The organism is Aeromonas sp. sif2433 (genome assembly GCF_019218705.1).
Lineage (GTDB): Bacteria > Pseudomonadota > Gammaproteobacteria > Enterobacterales > Aeromonadaceae > Aeromonas > Aeromonas encheleia.
The window spans coordinates 169,330-188,718 of sequence record NZ_JAHUXD010000008.1; the positions used below are offsets into that span (position 1 = coordinate 169,330).

General features: G+C 61.8%; 20 protein-coding genes. 4 read left to right on the top strand and 16 right to left on the bottom strand.

The window, feature by feature from the left end:
* Positions 1-52: 52 nt before the first annotated feature.
* Positions 53-646, top strand: a complete 594-nt coding sequence (locus KW825_RS14150; RefSeq protein ID WP_218329567.1) for a PilZ domain-containing protein — start codon at positions 53-55, stop codon at positions 644-646.
* A gap of 48 nt (positions 647-694) precedes the next feature.
* Here KW825_RS14150 and greA read toward each other — a convergent pair whose 3' ends face one another.
* The 3 genes from greA to pomA all read right to left on the bottom strand — a co-directional run bounded on the left by greA (position 695) and on the right by pomA (position 2,977).
* Positions 695-1,171: a transcription elongation factor GreA gene (gene greA, locus KW825_RS14155; protein WP_042652796.1), complete on the bottom strand. Its 477-nt coding sequence runs from the start codon at positions 1,169-1,171 to the stop codon at positions 695-697.
* 145 nt (positions 1,172-1,316) lie between these two features.
* The gene (locus KW825_RS14160; protein WP_218329568.1) at positions 1,317-2,210 is read right to left on the bottom strand and encodes a flagellar motor protein MotB; all 894 of its coding nucleotides are present in this window, start codon (positions 2,208-2,210) and stop codon (positions 1,317-1,319) included.
* 8 nt (positions 2,211-2,218) lie between these two features.
* The gene (gene pomA / locus KW825_RS14165; protein WP_042652798.1) at positions 2,219-2,977 is read right to left on the bottom strand and encodes a flagellar motor protein PomA; all 759 of its coding nucleotides are present in this window, start codon (positions 2,975-2,977) and stop codon (positions 2,219-2,221) included.
* A gap of 234 nt (positions 2,978-3,211) precedes the next feature.
* Between pomA and xseB the strand changes: the two genes are divergently transcribed.
* Genes xseB through dxs form a run of 3 tightly spaced genes read left to right on the top strand, consistent with a single transcriptional unit; the run spans position 3,212 to position 6,241 of the window.
* The gene (xseB, locus tag KW825_RS14170) at positions 3,212-3,463 is read left to right on the top strand and encodes an exodeoxyribonuclease VII small subunit (protein ID WP_042652799.1); all 252 of its coding nucleotides are present in this window, start codon (positions 3,212-3,214) and stop codon (positions 3,461-3,463) included.
* Positions 3,464-4,354, top strand: coding sequence for a (2E,6E)-farnesyl diphosphate synthase (ispA, locus tag KW825_RS14175; RefSeq protein ID WP_218290550.1), 891 nt, complete (start codon positions 3,464-3,466; stop codon positions 4,352-4,354).
* A 21-nt stretch (positions 4,355-4,375) separates the two neighbouring features.
* On the top strand, positions 4,376-6,241 hold the full coding sequence (gene dxs / locus KW825_RS14180) for a 1-deoxy-D-xylulose-5-phosphate synthase (protein WP_218329569.1): 1,866 nt from the start codon (positions 4,376-4,378) through the stop codon (positions 6,239-6,241).
* A 77-nt stretch (positions 6,242-6,318) separates the two neighbouring features.
* Here dxs and KW825_RS14185 read toward each other — a convergent pair whose 3' ends face one another.
* The 13 genes from KW825_RS14185 to KW825_RS14250 all read right to left on the bottom strand — a co-directional run bounded on the left by KW825_RS14185 (position 6,319) and on the right by KW825_RS14250 (position 19,372).
* Positions 6,319-7,260 carry an ABC transporter permease gene (locus tag KW825_RS14185; RefSeq protein ID WP_042652802.1) on the bottom strand — a complete coding sequence of 314 codons (942 nt, stop codon included), beginning with the start codon at positions 7,258-7,260 and terminating at the stop codon, positions 6,319-6,321.
* A gap of 103 nt (positions 7,261-7,363) precedes the next feature.
* Positions 7,364-8,338: an ABC transporter permease gene (locus KW825_RS14190; RefSeq protein ID WP_042652803.1), complete on the bottom strand. Its 975-nt coding sequence runs from the start codon at positions 8,336-8,338 to the stop codon at positions 7,364-7,366.
* Between the two features lie 97 nt (positions 8,339-8,435).
* Positions 8,436-9,992, bottom strand: coding sequence for an ABC transporter substrate-binding protein (locus KW825_RS14195; RefSeq protein WP_218290548.1), 1,557 nt, complete (start codon positions 9,990-9,992; stop codon positions 8,436-8,438).
* A 71-nt stretch (positions 9,993-10,063) separates the two neighbouring features.
* Positions 10,064-11,788: an ABC transporter ATP-binding protein gene (locus KW825_RS14200; protein ID WP_218290547.1), complete on the bottom strand. Its 1,725-nt coding sequence runs from the start codon at positions 11,786-11,788 to the stop codon at positions 10,064-10,066.
* 609 nt (positions 11,789-12,397) lie between these two features.
* On the bottom strand, positions 12,398-12,880 hold the full coding sequence (locus tag KW825_RS14205) for a phosphatidylglycerophosphatase A (protein ID WP_218329570.1): 483 nt from the start codon (positions 12,878-12,880) through the stop codon (positions 12,398-12,400).
* On the bottom strand, positions 12,877-13,836 hold the full coding sequence (gene thiL / locus KW825_RS14210) for a thiamine-phosphate kinase (RefSeq protein ID WP_042652807.1): 960 nt from the start codon (positions 13,834-13,836) through the stop codon (positions 12,877-12,879). The genes KW825_RS14205 and thiL overlap by 4 nt, the downstream gene beginning before the upstream one ends.
* Positions 13,837-13,893: 57 nt before the next feature.
* A complete protein-coding gene (gene nusB, locus KW825_RS14215; RefSeq protein WP_042652808.1) occupies positions 13,894-14,307 on the bottom strand; it encodes a transcription antitermination factor NusB in 414 nt (137 codons plus the stop codon).
* Positions 14,308-14,312: 5 nt separating this feature from the next.
* The gene (gene ribE / locus KW825_RS14220; RefSeq protein ID WP_042652809.1) at positions 14,313-14,783 is read right to left on the bottom strand and encodes a 6,7-dimethyl-8-ribityllumazine synthase; all 471 of its coding nucleotides are present in this window, start codon (positions 14,781-14,783) and stop codon (positions 14,313-14,315) included.
* A 201-nt stretch (positions 14,784-14,984) separates the two neighbouring features.
* Complete coding sequence (gene ribBA / locus KW825_RS14225) at positions 14,985-16,094, bottom strand: bifunctional 3,4-dihydroxy-2-butanone-4-phosphate synthase/GTP cyclohydrolase II (protein WP_218290546.1); 1,110 nt, start codon at positions 16,092-16,094, stop codon at positions 14,985-14,987.
* 142 nt (positions 16,095-16,236) lie between these two features.
* A complete protein-coding gene (locus KW825_RS14230) occupies positions 16,237-16,890 on the bottom strand; it encodes a riboflavin synthase (protein ID WP_218329571.1) in 654 nt (217 codons plus the stop codon).
* A 55-nt stretch (positions 16,891-16,945) separates the two neighbouring features.
* Complete coding sequence (gene ribD, locus KW825_RS14235) at positions 16,946-18,055, bottom strand: bifunctional diaminohydroxyphosphoribosylaminopyrimidine deaminase/5-amino-6-(5-phosphoribosylamino)uracil reductase RibD (RefSeq protein ID WP_042652811.1); 1,110 nt, start codon at positions 18,053-18,055, stop codon at positions 16,946-16,948.
* A gap of 290 nt (positions 18,056-18,345) precedes the next feature.
* Positions 18,346-18,795 carry a transcriptional regulator NrdR gene (gene nrdR, locus KW825_RS14245; protein ID WP_042652812.1) on the bottom strand — a complete coding sequence of 150 codons (450 nt, stop codon included), beginning with the start codon at positions 18,793-18,795 and terminating at the stop codon, positions 18,346-18,348.
* Positions 18,796-18,952: 157 nt separating this feature from the next.
* Positions 18,953-19,372 (bottom strand): hypothetical protein, encoded by a 420-nt coding sequence (locus KW825_RS14250; protein ID WP_218329572.1) that lies wholly within the window; start codon positions 19,370-19,372, stop codon positions 18,953-18,955.
* Positions 19,373-19,389 lie beyond the last annotated feature (17 nt).

Here is a 19,389-nt window from a genome sequence, read left to right on the forward strand (position 1 = left end):
CAAAATAGTCGTCAGGCCCTTAACCTGCGATGAATACTTGCGGACATCCACTATGGACAAGCATCAGATCCTCACCGAAGAAGAGCTGGCCATGCTGCAGGACTTGGGAGACACCGAGGACAAGGCCGCCGGCCAGTTCCTGCGCGGTTATCTGAACCTCCCCCTGCTCAGCCTGCTGCAACGGGCCGATCCCCTGGTCCTCGAGGCCCGGATCGCCGGCCATCAGCTGCGCTTTCCGCTGCACTGCACCGAAGACGAGGAGGGTCACACCGAGCTGCGCATCGCCGCCCCGAGCATCGCCGAGTTGGGCTACCCTCACCTGCGCGCCTGGCGCCTCGATGAGAAGGCCAGCCTGCAGACGGCCGATGGCGACTATTCGGTCCACAGCCTGTCGGTCGGCGGCCTGATCGTCGAAGGGCTGCCAGCGGCGCTGACCAAGGGGGATGCCCTCAACGGCAGCCTGCAGATCGATGGGTTGCCCCCTCTGCCACTGAGCGGCACCCTGATCAGGCGCATCCGCTCGCGCAAGCAGCGGCACGACTGGGCCCTGCAGTTCGAGCTGGACAAAACGGACCGGGAACAGCTGCGAGACTGGATCTTCCAGCGTCACCAGGACGCCTTCGTCCAGGAATACCAAGCGGACTAAATACAACAGGGGAGCCTCGCTCCCCTGTCTGTCAGTCGCCCCTCCAGCTTAGAGGTAGACAACCTCCAGGATCTCGTACTCCACATCACCGCCTGGCGTCTTGACGATGGCGACATCGTCCACTTCCTTGCCGATCAGGGCACGGGCGATGGGGGAGTTCACGGAGATCATGTTCTGTTTGATGTCCGCCTCGTCATCACCCACGATGCGATACACCACTTCCTCTTCCGTCTCGCTCTTGAGCAGGGTCACGGTCGCACCGAAGATGACGCGGCCATTGTTGGTAATCTTGGTGATATCGATCACCTGAGCATTGGAGAGCTTGCTCTCGATCTCCTGAATGCGGCCTTCACAAAAACCCTGCTGCTCGCGAGCGGCATGGTACTCGGCGTTTTCTTTCAGATCACCATGTTCACGGGCATCAGCAATCGCTTCGATAATCTGGGGACGCAGCTCGCTCTTCAGATAGTCGAGCTCTTGACGCAGCTTTTCGGCGCCGCGAACAGTCATCGGAGTATGATTCATAGTCGAAACCTGGGTTGCTTTATAAAGAGAAGCTGCGGCAATCAAAGAGAGCCGCAGCTATCGGTTCGGATGAGGCATCTTAATATGAAGCCGCCACAAAATCCATGTCAGCCCCTGCGAGCAGGATCGCGCTTTGCGCCTAATGCTACTTCTGGCCGGACACGCCGATCGGTGCCGACACCGTCGGTTTACCCTGCATGATGGCGATCTCCACCCGCCGGTTCATGCGCCGGTTCTCCGGGCTGTTGTGCGGGACCAGCGGCTGGGAATCCGCCATGCCCTGCACCACCAGGCGTCCTCCGTCGAAGCCGGGCACCTTGATCATCTGATGGGCCACCGCCACCGCCCGTTGGGATGACAGCTCCCAGTTGGACTCGAACAGTTCGTCCTCGGTGGCGACATCGTCGGTGTGGCCGGAGACGGTGATCTCCCCCGGCACATCCTTGAGCAGGACCGCCACCTTGCGGACCACCGGCCAGAACTGGGGCTGCAGGAAGGCCGAGCCCGCCGGGAAGGCCGCCTTCTCGCGAATGCGGATGATGATCTGCTGACCGAGCGCCTCTATCTCGATGGCCCCGTCCTGGATCTGGGCCTGCAGTTGCTCGGCCAGCATCTTGGCCAGCTCGTTGGACTGCGCCTGCGCCTTCTGGGCCAGTTGCGCGGTCTCGCCGCCACTCAGGTTGCCATCCGTCTTGTCCTTGCCACCGGCCTGATCCGCCTCACCGGGCTGGAACTCCAGCTCGGTCTGGGTCAGGTCTATGGTCTGTTGCATGATGGTATCGATGGGAGTCGGTTCGGGCCGGCCCGGCCTGAACTCCTGGGCGATGACCGAGGTCCCCTTGGGAATGTCTTTGACCTCCAGGATATTCTGCACCCCGAAGGCCTTCTCCATGGAGCCGGCGATCTGCTTGAACTTCTGCACGTCCATCTCGGCGAAGGAGAGCAGCAGCACGAAGAAGCACATCAGCAGCGACATCAGATCGGCGAAGGTACCCATGTAACCGGGCAAGCCGGGTGGCGGACACTTGCACTTTGACATGCGGCCTCCTACTCGAGCCCGTTGTTGCGTTTGGACTGATGCAGATAGTTCTGCAGCATCGCCTGGATCACCCTGGGATTCTGGCCATCCTGGATGCCCATGATGGCGTCAAGGATCAGGGTCCGGCTCAGGCGCTCCTCGCCGCTGCGCAGCTCCAGCTTGTCGGCGATAGGGATGGCGATCATGTTGGCCTCGATGGCGCCATACAGGGTAGTCAGCAGGGCCACCGCCATGGCCGGGCCGATGGATTTGGGGTCGCTCATGTTGGCCAGCATGGCCACCAGCCCCACCAGCGTCCCTATCATGCCCATGGCGGGGCCGAGGTCGCCGAGGGCGCGAAACACCTTGATGGCGATGACGTGACGCTCCGAGGTCAGCTCTATGTCCTTCTCCATCACGGCCCGCACCACGTCGGCGTCATGGCCGTCCACCAGCATGTCGATGCCCTTCTTCATGAAGGTGTTGGGGATCTCCGCCGCCTCCAGGGCCAGGAAGCCCCCCTTGCGCGCCGAGTCGGCCAGCTCGACCGCCTTGGTGATCAGATCATCCAGCTTGTCGCCCTTGTACATGAAGGCCTTGCCCGCCACCTTGAACGCCATCAAGAACTGGCTGAGGTTGAACTTCATCATGGCGATGAACAGGGAACCCAGTATGGTGATATAGACCGAGGGCATATCCACGTACATGGTCATGGGGCCACCCAACGACATACCGTACACCACGACCCCGAACCCCAGCACTATGCCTATCAGACTGCCTAAATCCACATCCCTACTCCTGTCGCCGAACTTGCCATTTATTTATACTTTGTTGAATTTTCTGCTATTGCGCCTCGGGCGGCAAGCCTGACACAGCTCAACGGCCGGCATGCGATGCATGATTGCCGGCCCGTTCTTATCGGCCGCGGTCGCGATAGTTTGAGCGCGGCGCGCTTTTCTGCCTCCCCCCGCTGCCCGGTCGATGTTAAGATGAGCCGTTTTTTTCAATCCCCGAGGATGGACATGGCCAGTAAAAAAATCGACCGTCTGAGTTTTGATGCCACCCTGGAAGAGCTGGAAGCCATAGTGCATCAACTTGAACAGGGGTCACTCCCCCTCGAGGAGGCGCTCAAGCAGTTCGAACAGGGCATCCATCTGGTCCGGGCCGGTCAGCAGAAGCTGGAGCAGGCCGAGCAGAAGATCCAGATCCTGTTGACGCAGGCCGATGGCAGCGAGCAACTGACCCCCTTTCGACCAGAGCAAGGAGAGCAGTGAGTGACGCTGGACGACTTCTCCCGCCTGCACCGTCGTCGCATCGACGACTGTCTGTCGGCGCAGCTTGACGCCTTGCCCGCCATGGCGCCCCGCCTGCGGGACGCCATGAAATACGGTCTGCTGCTCGGCGGCAAACGGGTGCGCCCCTTCCTGGTCTACGCCGTTGGCGAGATGCTGGGGGTGCCGAGCGAACGGCTCGACGGGCCGGCCGCCGCGGTGGAGTGCATTCACGCCTACTCCCTGCTGCACGACGATCTGCCCGCCATGGACAACGACGATCTGCGTCGCGGCCAGCCGACCGTGCACAAGGCGTTCGATGAAGGCACCGCCATCCTGGCCGGCGATGCCCTGCAGACCCTGGCGTTCTCGATCCTGGCGGACCATCCCCTGCCCGACTCGCTTCTGGCCAACCGGGTGAAGATGTTGAGTACCCTGGCGCGCGCCTCGGGTTATCTCGGTATGTGCGGCGGTCAGGCGCTGGATCTGGAGGCCGAGAGCCGCCAGATCAGCCTCGCCGAGCTGGAGCAGGTGCACCGCCACAAGACGGGGGCGCTGATCGAGTGCGCCGTCACCCTGGGTGCCCTGTGCAAGGCCGATGTGGCCCCGGCCACCCTGGCCGCGCTGCAAGCCTATGCCGCCGCCATCGGGCTCGCCTTCCAGGTGCAGGATGACATCCTCGACATCACCGGCGACACCGCGACCCTGGGCAAGCCGCAAGGCTCGGATCTGGCGCAGGAGAAGAGCACCTATCCGGCCCTGCTCGGGCTCGACAATGCCCGTGAGCTGGCTCGCGAACTGCATGACAAGGCCTTAACAGCACTGCAATCCTTGCCCTACAATACCGACATTCTGGAAGCGTTTGCCGATTACATCATCGAGCGAACCCACTAAACGCTGGATAACAGTAACAATATGAGCGTTGATATAAGCAATTTCCCCAACCTGGCCCTCGCGGATACGCCGGTCGAGTTGCGATCCCTGCCCTTCGAGCGGCTGCCCGTGCTGTGCAACGAGTTGCGCGAGTACCTGCTGCGCTCGGTGAGCCGCTCCAGCGGCCACTTCGCCTCCGGTCTCGGCACCGTCGAGCTGACGGTGGCGCTGCACTACGTCTACAACACCCCCTTCGATCGGCTGGTGTGGGACGTGGGCCACCAGGCCTATCCCCACAAGATCCTGACCGGCAGGCGCGAACGCATTCACACCATTCGCCAGAAAGACGGCCTGCACCCCTTCCCCTGGCGCGACGAGAGCGAGTATGACGTGCTCTCCGTCGGCCACTCCAGCACCTCCATAGGTGCGGCACTCGGCATGGCGGTCGCCGCCGAGCGCGAAGGGCTGGGTCGCAAGGTGGTGGCGGTGATCGGCGATGGCGCCATCACCGCTGGCATGGCCTTCGAGGCGCTCAATCACGCCGGTGATGTTCACAAGGACATGCTGGTGGTGCTCAACGACAACGAGATGTCCATCTCCGAGAACGTGGGGGCGCTCAACAACCATCTGGCCCGGCTGATGTCCGGCAAGCTCTACACCACCATCCGCGAAGGCGGCAAGAAGGTGCTGGCGGGTCTGCCTCCGGTCAAGGAGCTGGCCAAGCGGGCCGAGGAGCACCTCAAGGGCATGGTGGTGCCTGGCACCCTGTTCGAGGAGTTCGGCTTCAACTACATAGGCCCCATCGACGGCCATGACATCAACGCCCTGGTCGAGACCCTGCGCAACATGCGCAACCTCAAGGGGCCGCAGCTGCTGCACGTCAAGACCAAGAAGGGCAAGGGTTACGAGCCGGCCGAGAAGGATCCCATCGGTTATCACGCCGTGCCCAAGTTCAACCCGGACGACTGTGCCCTGCCCAAGAGCGGCGGCGGCAAGCCGACCTTCTCCGCCATCTTCGGCCAGTGGTTGTGCGACATGGCCGCCAGAGACGAGAAGCTGGTCGGCATCACCCCCGCCATGCGCGAGGGCTCTGGGCTGGTCAAGTTCAGCCAGCAGTACCCGGATCGCTACTTCGACGTGGCCATCGCCGAGCAGCATGCGGTCACCTTCGCCGCCGGCCTCGCCATCGCCGGCCAGAAGCCGGTGGTGGCCATCTACTCCAGCTTCCTGCAACGAGCCTATGACCAGCTGATCCACGACGTGGCGCTGCAAGGGCTGCCGGTGCTGTTTGCCATCGACCGCGCCGGTCTGGTGGGGGCCGACGGCCCCACCCACCAGGGCGCGTTCGACATCAGCTTCCTGCGCACCGTGCCGAACATGGTGGTGATGACCCCCTCCGACGAGAACGAGTGTCGCCAGATGCTCTACACCGGCTACCAGTGCAATCAGCCGGCGGCGGTGCGTTATCCCCGTGGCAGCGGCGCTGGCACCGAGATCATGAGCGAGATGACAGCGCTGGAGCTGGGCAAGGGCCGCATCCTTCGTGAAGGCAAGGGCACCGCCATACTGGCGTTTGGTACCCTGCTCCATCAGGCCAAGGCCGCCGCCGAGGCGCTGGACGCCACCCTGGTGGACATGCGCTTCGTCAAACCCATGGACGAGGCACTGGTGCTCTCCCTGGCCGCCACCCACGCCCAGTTTGTCACCCTGGAAGACAACGCCATCATGGGCGGTGCCGGCTCGGCGGTGAACGAGCTGCTGATGCGCACCAAGCAGTGCAAGCCGGTGCTCAACCTGGGCCTGCCCGACCGCTTTATCGAGCAGGGCACCCAGGAGGAGATCTACGCGCTGCTGGGACTCGACGACGCAGGCATCCTGGCCAGCATCCAGGCCTGGCAGCAGGCCTGACGAGCCAGCACACAGATAGAAAAAGGGCGCCGAACAGGCGCCCTTTTTTATTGCTTGATGCGATCTGGATCAGGCCATCAGCCCTTGTAGATCTTCGGGTTGAACACATCCCGCAGCCAGTCGCCGAGCAGGTTGATCACCAGCACCAGCACCACCAGACAGATCCCCGGGAAGGCGGTGATCCACCAGGAGCCGGAGAAGATGTAGTTGAAGCCCACGCTGATGAGGGAGCCGAGCGACGGCTGATCCACCGGCATGCCGAGACCCAGGAAGGAGAGCGCGGCCTCACTCATGATGGCGTTCGCCACCTGCACAGTGGAGATGACCAGGATGGGTGACAGGCAGTTCGGCAAGATGTGACGGAACATGATGCGCGGGGCGCGGAAGCCCATCACCTGCGCCGCTTCCACATACTCCTTCTTCTTCTCGGCCAGCACCGAGGCGCGCACGGTACGGGCGTACTGCGGCCACTCGGCGATGCCGATGATCACCACCAGCATGACGATGGCGAACTCGGAGTAGACCTCGGAGCCAAAGCTGGCCTGGAAGATGGCGGAGATGATGATCGCCACCATCATGGTGGAGAACGACAGCTGCACGTCGGCGAAGCGCATCAACAGGTTGTCGATACGACCACCGAAGTAACCGGCGATGAGGCCGATGACAATGCCCAGCACCAACTGCAGCCCCACCGCGAACAGCCCTATGGTCAGCGAGATGCGGGCGCCGTAGAGGATGGTGCTCCAGATGTCGCGGCCCTGGTTGTCGGTGCCGAGCCAGAAGCGCTCCTCGCCACCACTCAGCCAGGAGGGGGGCAGCTCCGCATCCATCAGATCGAAGCTGGTCTGGTCGTAGACGTTGTGCGGCGCGATCCAGGGCGACAGCAGCGCGGCCAGCACGAACACCACGAACACGGCGAAGCTGAACATGGCTACTTTATCGCGCAGGAAGTAGTAGACGATGTCGGAGTTCTTGAATCGAGCCCAGCGGCTTGGGCTCGCAGTTACTGCATTACTCATGCGCTTACCCCTTCGTAGCCAGGTAGACAGCCGGGTTGATGACACGGCCAGCATGGTTGCGCCATGTCAAACAGCGGCTCACAGTCACAGCATTAGTCATGTGTTACCCCTTGGCGGTCAAGTTAACGGTCGGGTTGATGAACCCGTAGAGCAGGTCGACCAGGGTATTGGTCACCACGAAGATCAGCCCGACGAAGATGACGTAGGCGGTGATCAGCGGCGTATCGACCCGGTGGATCGCCTCGAGGAACAGGAAGCCCGTGCCCGGCCACTGGAACACGCTCTCGGTCAAGATGGTGTAGGCCACCATGGTGCCGATCTGCACGCCGCCGACGGTGATCACCGGCAGCATGGTGTTCTTGAGTGCGTGCTGATAGTAGACCTTGTTGTTGTCCAGCCCCTTGGCGCGCGCGAACTTGACGTACTCGGAGGAGAGCTGCTCCAGCATCTCGGAGCGCACCAGCCGGATAAACAGCGGCAGCATGATGGAGGAGAGCGACACCGCGGGCAGGATCAAGTGCTTGATGCCATCCCAGGTGAAGAAGCCCGACTCCCAGCCCAGCAGGTTGTAGGTCTCGCCACGGCCATAGGCTGGCAGCCAGCCGAGCTGGATGGAGAACACGAACATCAGCATGATGGCGGTCAGGAAGACCGGGATCGAGATGCCGATGCTGCTCACCGCCATGATGAGCTTGGTCAGGAAGCTGCGTGGCCTTATCGCCGAGTAAACCCCCAGCGGAATGGAGACGGCGACGATGATCAGCGCGGCGGCAAAGACCAGCTCAAGAGTAGCCACCAGCTTGTCGAGGATGACCTCAAGGGCTGGTCGCTTGAAGAAGTAGGAGGTGCCCAGATCCCCTTGCACTGCGTTTTGCAAGAAGCGGCTGTATTTCACCAAAAAGGGATCGTTAAGGCCCATCTTTTCGCGCAACTCATGGCGCACGGACTCGGAGACGGATTGTCCCACCAGCTCGCGCAGCGGATCCCCCAGGTTGTCCTGGATGGAGAAGGCGACCAGGCTGATGACGAACATCACTATCACGGCCTGATAGAACCGTTTCAGCAGGAATGTAAACATGCTTGTCCTTCTACGTGGCCTATGTCTTGGCACAGGCTTCTGTTAATGGCGGGGGCGCCAATGGCTGCCCCCGCCGGGTCCTTCCTTGCGACTCTACTTACTTGTTGACCACCAGGTCACCCAGGTAAGGGAAGTTCATCACGTTGACCACCGGCTTGATGTCGACGTTCTTCTTGGCGCCATAGGCCAGGTCTTCCCAGTGCAACGGCACATAGGCAGCGTCATCGATCAGCATGGCTTCCACCTTCTGCAGGATGGCGGCGCGCTTGGCCGGATCTGTCTCGGTGTTCGCTTCCATCACCATCTTGTCAGCTTCTGCGTTGGCATAACCGCCGCAGTTGTACTGACCCATACCGGTCTTGGCATCCTTGGTGAAGGTCAGGAACTCGAAGAAGTTCGCACTGTCTTCGGTGTCCGCATGCCAGCCAATCAGCTGCATGTCGGAGGCGCACTTGTCAAACTCGGGCCAGTACTGGGCCACCGGCATGGTCTTCAGATCCACCTTGATGTTGATCTTGGACAGCATGGCGGAGACCGCCTGGGCGATCTTGACGTCGTTGACGTAACGGGCGGCCGGGGAGATGAAGCTCACTTTGAAGCCCTTCTCGTAGCCGGCTTCCTTCATCAGCTCCTTGGCCTTGGCCAGATCATACTGGGGCTTGAGTGCCTCGTTGTAGCCGGCATAGCCTTTCGGGCTCAGCTGGCCGGCCGGGGTGCCGAAGCCTTTGTTGATCTTGTCGACTATGCCCACCTGGTTGATGGCATAGTTGATCGCCTGACGCACACGCTTGTCTTTCAGCGCCGGGTTGGTGTTCTGGTTCAGCTCGATGATGATGGCACGGGTACCGGACAGGGTGACCAGCTGGGAATCCTTGCCGTTCTTCACGCGCTCCAGATCGTTCGGGGCGACCGGGTAGATCATGTCCACGTCACCACCCAGCAGGGCGGCTACGCGGGTCGCATCTTCCTTGATCGGCACCACGGTCAGGTTCTCGACGTTACCCTTGGAAGCCTTGTCCCAGTAGTTGGCGTTGCGAACGTACTCGAGCTTGACGCCCTGCTCACGGAACTTGACGCTGAACGGACCGGTCCCGGAGACATGGGTGGAGGCATAGGAGCTGCCGTTCTTGACGATCTCGGCCTTGTCTTTGCCGGCTTCATCCTTGCCGGTGTAGAACTTGGAGTCCATCGGGAAGATGTAGGTGACGGTCTGCAGCACCAGCGGGAACGGCTTGGCGGTGATCAGATCGACGGTCAGGTCATCGACCTTCTTCACCTCGGCGATGGGGTCGAAGATGGCCTTGAAGTCGGGAGAGGCCTTCAGGCGGTTGACGGTCCATACCACGTCATCGGCGGTGAACGCGTTGCCGGAGTGGAACTTGACGCCCTTGCGCAGGTGGAAACGCACTGTCTTGTCGTCGATGCGCTCAAATTTCTCGGCCAGGCGCGGCTCGAACTGCAGATCCTGGGTGTAACGCATCAGCGGATCGAACACCAGGTGAGACATCTCCAGGGTCTGGCCGGAGAGCTGCTCCTGCGGATCCAGCGAGGTGGCGTCGGAGGCGACGGCCACTGTGATGTTGGCGGCAGAGACGTTAAACGCGAGACCAGCGGCGAACAGCGCCATGGCAATCTTGGATAATCCTTTCTTCATGTCTTTCTCCATGCTTTTGGCTTTTTTATTGACACTATCGTTGATAAACAGACCGGCGAGCCGGTGCTTTCCTAGCTTGCGATTTCCAGCCCCTCGCGGGACATTCCCTTAAATTCCGGCATGAGGGAGATCAGCTTGCGGCTGTACTCATGTTCGGCATTGGTAAAGAGTTTCTCGGTCTCGGCTACCTCCACCAGATGACCGTGCTGCATCACCCCGATGCGATCACACATCTGGCGAATGACCGGCAGGTCGTGGCTGATGAACAGCATGGTGAGCCCAAGCTCCTGCTGCAAATCCTTGAGCAGGTTGAGGATCTGGGCCTGCACCGAGACGTCCAGCGCCGAGGTCGGTTCGTCGCAGATGAGGAAGCGCGGCCGGGTCGCCAGGGCGCGGGCGATGGAGATGCGCTGGCGCTGACCACCGGAGAACTCGTGGGGGTACTTGACCCCTGCGCCCCGGCCGAGGCCGACGTGATCGAGCAAGTCGCTCACTATCCCCTGGATCTGGCTCTCACTGCTGGCCAGTTTATGGAAGCGAATGGGCTCTGCGATGATGTCACGCACCTTCATGCGCGGGTTCATCGAGGAGTAAGGGTTCTGGAACACCATCTGCATCTGGCGGCGCAACGGTCGGCGCTCATGCTCCCCTTTCAGGGCGGTGAGGTCGATCCCCTCGAACACTATCTTGCCGGTATCGGGCGGATAGAGGCCGGTGATGGCACGGGCTATGGTGGACTTGCCGGAGCCCGACTCCCCCACCAGACCGAAGGTTTCCCCCTCGAAGATCTCGAAGCTGATGTTGTTGCAGGCACGCACATACTGGCGACGGCTCGGGAAGATGGAATTCTTGGTGACGAACCTCAGATCCACGTTCTCCACCCGCAGCAGCGCGCCTTCATAGCTGCGCTCGTCCTGGCTCTGGCCGAGCCAGTGGGTCTTGAGATCGATGCTGAGATCCGGCGCGCTGGCGTCTTCGATGTAGGAGACCAGCGGGAAGCGCACCAGTTTGACGTCGGAGCGGGGCACCGCCGAGATGAGGCTGCGGGTATAAGGGTGGCTGGGGCTACCCAGCACCTGTTCGGTGGTGCCGAACTCCACCAGATCGCCGCGATACATCACCGCCACCTTGTCGGTGACGTTGGAGACCACGCCCATGTCGTGGGTCACCAGCATGCAACCCACCTGGCGCTCCTTGCACAGGTTGCGGATGAGCTGCAGGATCTGGTCCTGAATGGAAACGTCCAGCGCCGTGGTCGGTTCATCGGCGATGATGAGCTCGGGATCCCCCGACAGGGCGATGGCGATGACTACCCGCTGGCGCATGCCACCGGAGAATTGATGAGGATACTGCTTGATGCGCACGTCCGGCTGCGGGATCCCGACCGCGCCCATCAGCTCAAGCGCCTTGGCAAAGGCAGCGTCGCGGGAGAGCTCGGTATTGGCCAGGATGGTCTCCACCAGCTGCTGTTCGACGGTGAACAGCGGGTTGAGGGAGGTCATGGGATCCTGGAAGATGAAGCCGATACGGGAGCCACGAATGGCCCGCATCTCGTTCTGGCTCTTGCCGGAGATGAGCTCGCCATTGAGGTAGATGTCACCCCGGGCGATGCGGCCGGGCGGGCTCAGCAGATCGATGACGGCATTGCCGATGGTAGATTTGCCGGCACCTGATTCGCCGACCACTCCGACGATCTCTCCCTTTTCGACAGAGAAAGAGAGATCCTTCACCGCGGCCAGCACCCCATAGCGGGAGGGGTACTCGATCCGCAAGTTTTTCACTTCGAGCAAGGACATGGTTACCTCTGCGGGGGACATCCGTCCCAAATAATTCGTCCGTAAATCAGCCGCAGATGCTGGTTGTGCCTTGGGTACTTATCTTGAGTGCTTAGTGTGAGTAAGAAACGCTCAATCCATGAGGCAGCCAAACCAGCGATCCGGGCGGGTTTTTTGCATTTTTTTGGAATAACCCGCGAGTAAGTTAGTCGGTTTGCCCGCGGGTGTAAATGATCCAGTTATACAATTTCGCAATACTTTGCGCAGATAACACACTGACCACAGGCGTAAAATGTCGATATAAATCACATTACCAGAGATTGTGATGGCGATGCGAGCGATTGTCTTATTTAAATTTCAACAATGACGCAACAAGCAACCGTATCAACTATTCCACCTGGCCTGGCAAGGCTCGAATGAGTAGTGAATATTTATGTGAAATGATTTTTTAACGACAGCATATCTGGATGAAGGAAAAGTAAGCAGAGGTAAATAGGGGGAAAGCAGCATGTTCCGCCGCAGGGCCGATCGGCCCAAGGGAGCGGAAGCGGCCATAATTGCATACAAAACAAGGGGGGCAAATCGGCCCGGCATGAAGCCGGGCCTGCACTCATCTGGTAGGGCGCAGACTCACAGGCACCAGAGTGCCAGCAGCTGCATGCACAGCAGGGCGAACAGGCCGGCGATGAGATCGTCCAGCATGATGCCGACGCCGCCGTGAATGCGGCGATCGAACCAGGAGATGGGCCAGGGCTTGAGCACATCGAACAGCCGGAACAGCACGAATCCGGCCAGTACCCACTCCCAACCGGCGGGGGCCGCTATCATGGTCACCCCGAAGCCTATCACCTCGTCCCAGACGATGGCGCCGTGATCCGGCATGCCGATGGCGTCGGTAGCCCCCTGGCAGAGCCAGATCCCCACCACGAAGCCCACCGCCAGCAGGGCGATGAACCAGGGGGTGGAGAGCCCGCTCGCCAGCAGGTAGAGCGGTATGGCCACCAGCGTCCCCATGGTGCCCGGCGCCCTGGGTGACAGACCGGCGCCGAACCCCACCGCCAGCAGGTGGCGGGGATTCTTCAGGTTCAGCTTCTTCAGCTCGGGTTTTATCATGCGAAGTGATCCCAACCCTTGAGGTGAAGCTCGACCGGCAGCTCGCCCCGCACGTAGTCGATGCCCGGCTCGCCCGCCAGGATGCGACCGATGCGGGTGAACTTGACGCCACAGTTGGCGAGCGCCGTGTCCAGCACGCCACGATGATCCTCCGGCACTGTGAAGCAGAGCTCGTAGTCATCGCCGCCGGCCAGCGCCAGTTGCCAGGCATCCCGCTCGGGCACCGCATCCTGCAGCACCGGCGAGAGTGGCAACAGACCGAGATCGATCTGCGCCCGCACCCCGGAGGCCTTGAGGATGTGACCGAGATCCGAGGCCAGGCCGTCGGAGAGATCCAGCGCACTGTTCGCCAGCCCGCGCAGCGCCTGCCCCGCCAGGATGCGGGGATGGGGATGATCGAGGCGCGGCAGCACCGCGGCCAGCTGGTTCTCGTTGAGTGCCCGCTTGCCGAGCAGGTGGGACAGTGCCAGGGCCGCGTCCCCCAGGGTACCGGTGACATAGATGCCGTCACCGGCCTTGGCACCGCTGCGCAGCAGCGCCCGCCCGGTCGGCACGGATCCCTTCACCGAGACGGTGATGGAGAGCGGCCCTCGGGTCATGTCCCCGCCCACCAGCGCCACGTTGTAGTATTCGGCGAGCTCGAGGAAACCCTCGGCAAAGCCGGCGACCCAGGCCTCGTTGATGGCAGGCAGGGTCAGCGCCATGGAGACCCAGCGCGGCTCGGCACCCATGGCGGCGAGATCGGACAGATTGACCGCCAGCGCCTTGTAGCCGAGATCCACCGGATCCATGTCGGGAAAGAAATGCACGCCGCTGACCAGGGTATCAGTGCTCACCGCCAGCTGGGTATCGGCGGGCAGGGTCAGCAGGGCGCAGTCATCTCCAGGGCCCATCACCACGTCCTTGCGGGCGTGGGGGACCTTGAAGTACTTCTCAATCAGCTCAAATTCACCCATACAGTAAAAAGCCAGCGGTTAGGCTGGCTCCTCTCTTAATGCTGATGGACGGCAGGATCAACGCTTGCTCAGCGTCTTGATCACCTTGTCCAGTACACCGTTGACAAACTTGTGGCTGTCATCGGCAGCAAAGGCTTTGGCCAGCTCGATCGCTTCGTTGATCACCACACGGGGCGGCACATCATCACGACGGGTCAGCTCGTAGGTCGCCAGACGCAGGATCGCCTTGTCCACCATGTCCACTTCTTCCAGCGGACGGGAGAGGAAAGGTGAGAACACCTTGTCCAGCTCGTTGCAGTGAACGGCTACCCCGAACAGCAGATCGCGGAAATAGCTCAGGTCCACACCCTTGGTGTCCTGATCGATCTTGAACTGCTCTTCGATGTCGCCCACGTTGGCCTTGGTCATCTGCCACTGGTAGATGGCCTGGGTGGCGCAATGGCGGGCTTTACGGCGCTCGGACGGTTTCAATGTATTTATTCCTCAAGCTGTTTCAGGACGTTGATCATTTCGAGCGCGCTCAGTGCAGCCTCTGCACCCTTGTTACCCGCCTTGGTACCGGCGCGCTCGATGGCTTGTTCAATGTTTTCGGTGGTCAGCACACCGAAGGCAACCGGAATCTCATATTCCATCATTACCTGGGCCATGCCCTTGCTGCTCTCGCTTGCCACCAGCTCGAAGTGGTAGGTACCACCGCGGATGACGGTGCCCAGCGCGATGATGGCATCGTATTGACCACTCTTGGCCAGCTTCTTGATAGCCAAGGGAATTTCGACGGCACCCGGCACTCGTACCAGGGTCAGATTGCTGTCCTGGACCTGGCCTTGACGCTTCAGTACATCCACCGCACCATCCACCAGGCTTTCATTGATGAAGCTGTTGAAACGGGCAACGACAATAGCAACACGCGCCTCGGGAGCGGCGATATTTCCTTCGATAATCTTCATTGGAAATCCTGTCTCTGTGCAATCAAAAAGGGCCGGAGTCAAAAGTGCGCACATTCTAGCACAACAGACCCACGACAAAAACCATGCCCGCACGAGGCGAGCATGGTTTGGCGATTCATGCGGCCGCCACGTTGATCCGCCAGGGGAGCGTACAGTACGTCCCGGGCGGGCACGGCAGCCGCCGCCTCCTCCGTCCGCCGCTTATTCGCCGACGTACTCCACCACTTCCAGGCCGAAGCCGCCGAGGGCGTGATATTTCTTGGGGGAGCTCAGCAGCCGCATCTTGCCGACGCCGAGCGCCTTGAGGATCTGGGAGCCCACGCCGACCCGGCGCGAGGTGCCCTGCCACTTGGCCCCTTCCGGTTGCAGCCCCTTGTCGGCGGCCTCGAAGGCCTTGACCCGGGCCAGCAGCTCATCGCCCTGGGCTTCCGCCCCCAGGATCACCAGCACGCCGCCCTCCTCGGCGATGCGCGCCATGGACTTGGGCAGAGGCCAGCTGCGGGCGCTGTGGCGGTCGGTCAGCAGCAGATCGCTCAGCACGTCGTGCAGATGGACCCGCACCAGGGTCGGGGTATCGGCCTGGATATGTCCCTTCTTCAGGGCGAAGTGCACCTGGTTGTCGATGGTGTCGCGGAAGGTGATGAGGTCGAATTCGCCATGCTCGGTGGGCAGCTTGCACTCGGCCACCTGCTCGACCGTGGTCTCGTGCTGGTTGCGGTACTCGATGAGGTCGGCGATGGTGCCGAGCCGGATGCCGTGCTGCTCGGCGAACACTTCCAGATCCGGGCGACGGGCCATGGTGCCATCTTCGTTGAGGATCTCGACGATGACGGAGGCCGCCTCATGGCCCGCCAGCCGGGCCAGATCGCAACCCGCCTCGGTGTGACCGGCGCGGGTCAGCACGCCACCATCCTGCGCCATCAGCGGGAAGATGTGGCCAGGCTGCACCAGATCGGCGGCCTTGGCGTTCGGTGCCACCGCGGCCTGCACGGTCACGGCGCGGTCGGCGGCGGAGATACCGGTGGTCACCCCCTCGGCGGCCTCTATGGTCACGGTGAAGGCGGTAGAGAACTGGGCGTTGTTGCGATCAACCATCAGCGGCAGCGCCAGCTGCTTGCAGCGATCCCGGGTCAGGGTCAGGCAGATCAACCCACGGCCGTAACGGGCCATGAAGTTGATGTCTTCCGGCCGGACACAGGAGGCGGCCATGATGAGGTCCCCTTCATTCTCCCTGTCTTCGTCATCCATCAGGATCACCATCTTGCCAGCCTTGATATCGGCAATGATTTCCTGGGTTGTGCTCAGCGCCATGGGCTACTCCATCAACATGCTTCGGGGATTGAGCCTGCGGGCTCGACTTGATACTGCGTCATTCTGTCCTAGATGGGGGCGCTGGCCCCCATTTCAACCGGGGCGGGATCACAGAAAACCCTTTTCGTTGCCCGCCACCTCCTCACAGGAAGCCCGATTGCGCCAGCTTCTCCAGGGTCAGGGTAGAAGCCGAGCTTTCCTGCGCCTTGCCCTGCATCAGTCGCTCCAGATAACGGGCTATCTGATCCACCTCGAGGTTCACGCGATGGCCCGGCTTCCAGCGGGCTATGGTGGTCTCCTGGGCGGTGTGGGGCACTATGGTGAGGCGGAACAGGTTGCCCTGCACCGCATTGACCGTGAGGCTGATGCCATCCACCGCGATCGAGCCCTTCTCGGCGATGTAGCGGGAGAGCTCCGCCGGCGCCGCTATCCAATACTCGATGGCGCGGCCGCTGCTGGACTTGCTCTTCACCTCCCCCACCCCGTCCACGTGGCCGGAGACCAGGTGGCCGCCGAGGCGGGAGGTCGGCATCAGCGCCTTCTCCAGGTTGACGGGATCGCCCACCTTGGCCGCGGCGAAGCCGGTGCGGGACAGGGTCTCCAGGGAGACGTCGGCGGTGTAGCTCTTGTCCCCCAGGCTCACCACCGTCAGGCAGACGCCGTTGGTGGCGATGGAGTCGCCGAGTTTTATGTCGCTGAAGTCCAGGCCAGGGGCGTGCACTGTGAGGGCCATGTCCTCCCCCTGGCGGCGCAAGGCGGCCAGGGTGCCCATCGCTTCGATAATTCCGGTAAACATGCAGATCACCTTGATGATGACGGGGCCCAATCAGCCCCGGCCAAGAGTTGAAGAATCAGACCACCCGGGCCGTGATGCGGATATCCTGCCCCACCAGCCGCACATCCTTGATGTTGAGCTTGGGTGCCTGGAACAGGCGGGTCAACTCGGGCAGATGGAACAGGCCGCGCCCCTCATCCCCCAGCAGCTTGGGAGCCTGATAGAGCACCAGCTCATCCACCAGCCCCTTGCCCAACAGGGCGCCGCACAGCCGCGGCCCCGCCTCCACCAGCACTGAGTTGATGTTCTGCTTGGCCAGCAGCATGAACAGGCTGACCAGATCCAGCTTGCCATCCAGCAGCGGCAGCTCCAGCTGCTGCACCCAGTCGGGCCAGTCACCGCCGACCTTGTGACGGGCCAGCAGCACGGGCCCCGTGGTCTTGAACAGCGGCAAGTCAGGGGTCAAGCGGTTCTGGGAGTCGATGATGACCCGCAGCGGCTGGCGCAGGGCCTCCTTGGGATAGACCGCCTTGACGGAGGCGGGCAGCTCGTCCCAACGCACGTTGAGGGAGGCGCCATCGGTCAGCACCGTCTCGGCACTGGAGAGCACGGCGTCGTGGCGGGCCCGCAGGCGCTGCACATCGGCGCGGGCCAGGGGGCCGGTTATCCACTGACTCTCGCCGCTCGCCATGGCGGTGCGGCCATCCAGGCTCGCGCCCAGCTTGACCGTCACTTGCGGGAAGGCGGTACGCATCCGCTTGAAGAAGCCCGGGTTGAGCGCCTCGGCCTCGGCGCTGAGCAGGCCGAAATCGGCCTTGATGCCGGCCTCCGACAGCATGCGCAGGCCACGGCCCCCCACCTGGGGATTGGGATCCACCATGGCGGCGACCACCCGGGTCACCCCGGCCTTGATCAGCGCCTCGGCGCAGGGCGGGGTGCGACCATGATGGGAACAGGGTTCCAGGGTCACGTAGGCGGTGGCGCCGCGAGCCTCTTCACCGGCGGCATGCAGCGCATAGACCTCGGCATGGGGTTCGCCGGCACGCTGGTGCCAACCCTCCCCGACCACCACCCCGGCCTTCACCAGCACGGCGCCGACGCAGGGATTGGGGGCCGTGGTGTAACGACCACGGCGGGCCAGTTCGAGGGCCCGACTCATCCATTGGTAATCATCTTGACTAAACATCAGGGCTCCCGTTCAAAGCGAGAAAATGGGCGTTGTTGGTTCGATTAGCGCAGCGCAATCGGACGTTGGGGAAGCTTATTTCTCCAGCTTGGCGATCTCTTCACCGCTTCTTGTCATAAACAAGGTGGATGTCTTCGAATCCTGAGGTAGAGGGGGCGAAGCGGATATCAGCTTGCCCACCCGATACCATTACTTCTCCAGCTTGGCGATCTCTTCGCCGAACTCACGGATGTCTTCGAAGCTGCGATAGGTGGAAACGAAGCGGATATCAGCTTGCCCACCCGATACCATCACTTTTCCAGCTTGGCGATCTCTTCGCCAAATTCGCGGATATCTTCGAAGCTGCGATAGACGGAGGCGAAGCGGATATAGGCCACCTTGTCGAGGGTCTTGAGCTCGTCCATCACCAGGTTGCCCACCAGCTGGGAGGCCACCTCCCGCTCACCGGTGGCGCGCAGGCGGGACTTGATGTGATTGACCCCCTTCTCGATGGCTTCCATGCTCACCGGGCGTTTTTCCAGTGCCCGCAAGATGCCGCCCCGCAGCTTGTCTTCGTTGAAGGGCTCGCGAGAACCATTGGACTTGATGATGCGCGGCATCACCAGCTCGGCCATCTCGAAGGTGGTGAACCGCTCGTGGCAGAGCAAACACTCGCGGCGACGGCGCACCTGATGGCCTTCTGCCACCAGACGGGAATCGATCACCTTGGTATCAACGGCGCTACAGAAAGGGCAATGCATCGGACCTCCGGCGCAAACTCATGGCAAGTAAAGGGTCACCTGCCACTAGGGTCAGGATCTTGGTCAGCCAGTGTAACACGGCCACCCAAAACCGGTAAAAGCCCAGAAAAAACAATGCCACCCCAGGGTGGCATCGGGCTCGCTACGGCGGCGCCAATCAGTCGTCATAGGGCAGGGAGTCGGGGTCGCAATCCACATAGTCTGGAACGGGGTCTTGCCCAAACTGTACGGCATCGATATGGGTGTGACCCTGCATCAAGGCCTTGCTCACCCTGTGCATGCCATCCATGACCCGCCCGGCACTGTCCAGGATGATGGGATAGGCAAGATCGGCGGCCAGCATCAGCTGACAGTGCTCTATGATGCTGCGCACCGTGGGCCGGATATTCCCATGCCCGTACCAGTGCTCGGAATCCAATTCGACAAGCTGTGCCAGCGGCACAGCTTGAACCGGCAGCTCACGGCTGAGCCTCACCAGCCTGCGCACGTCCCACGCCAGCAACCCCTCAGGCGCGGGGCGAAAGTGGTACTGGGCACGGATGGAGAGGATCGACTCCTCATCGGTGGCATGGGACATGGGGCCTCCTCTGTCTG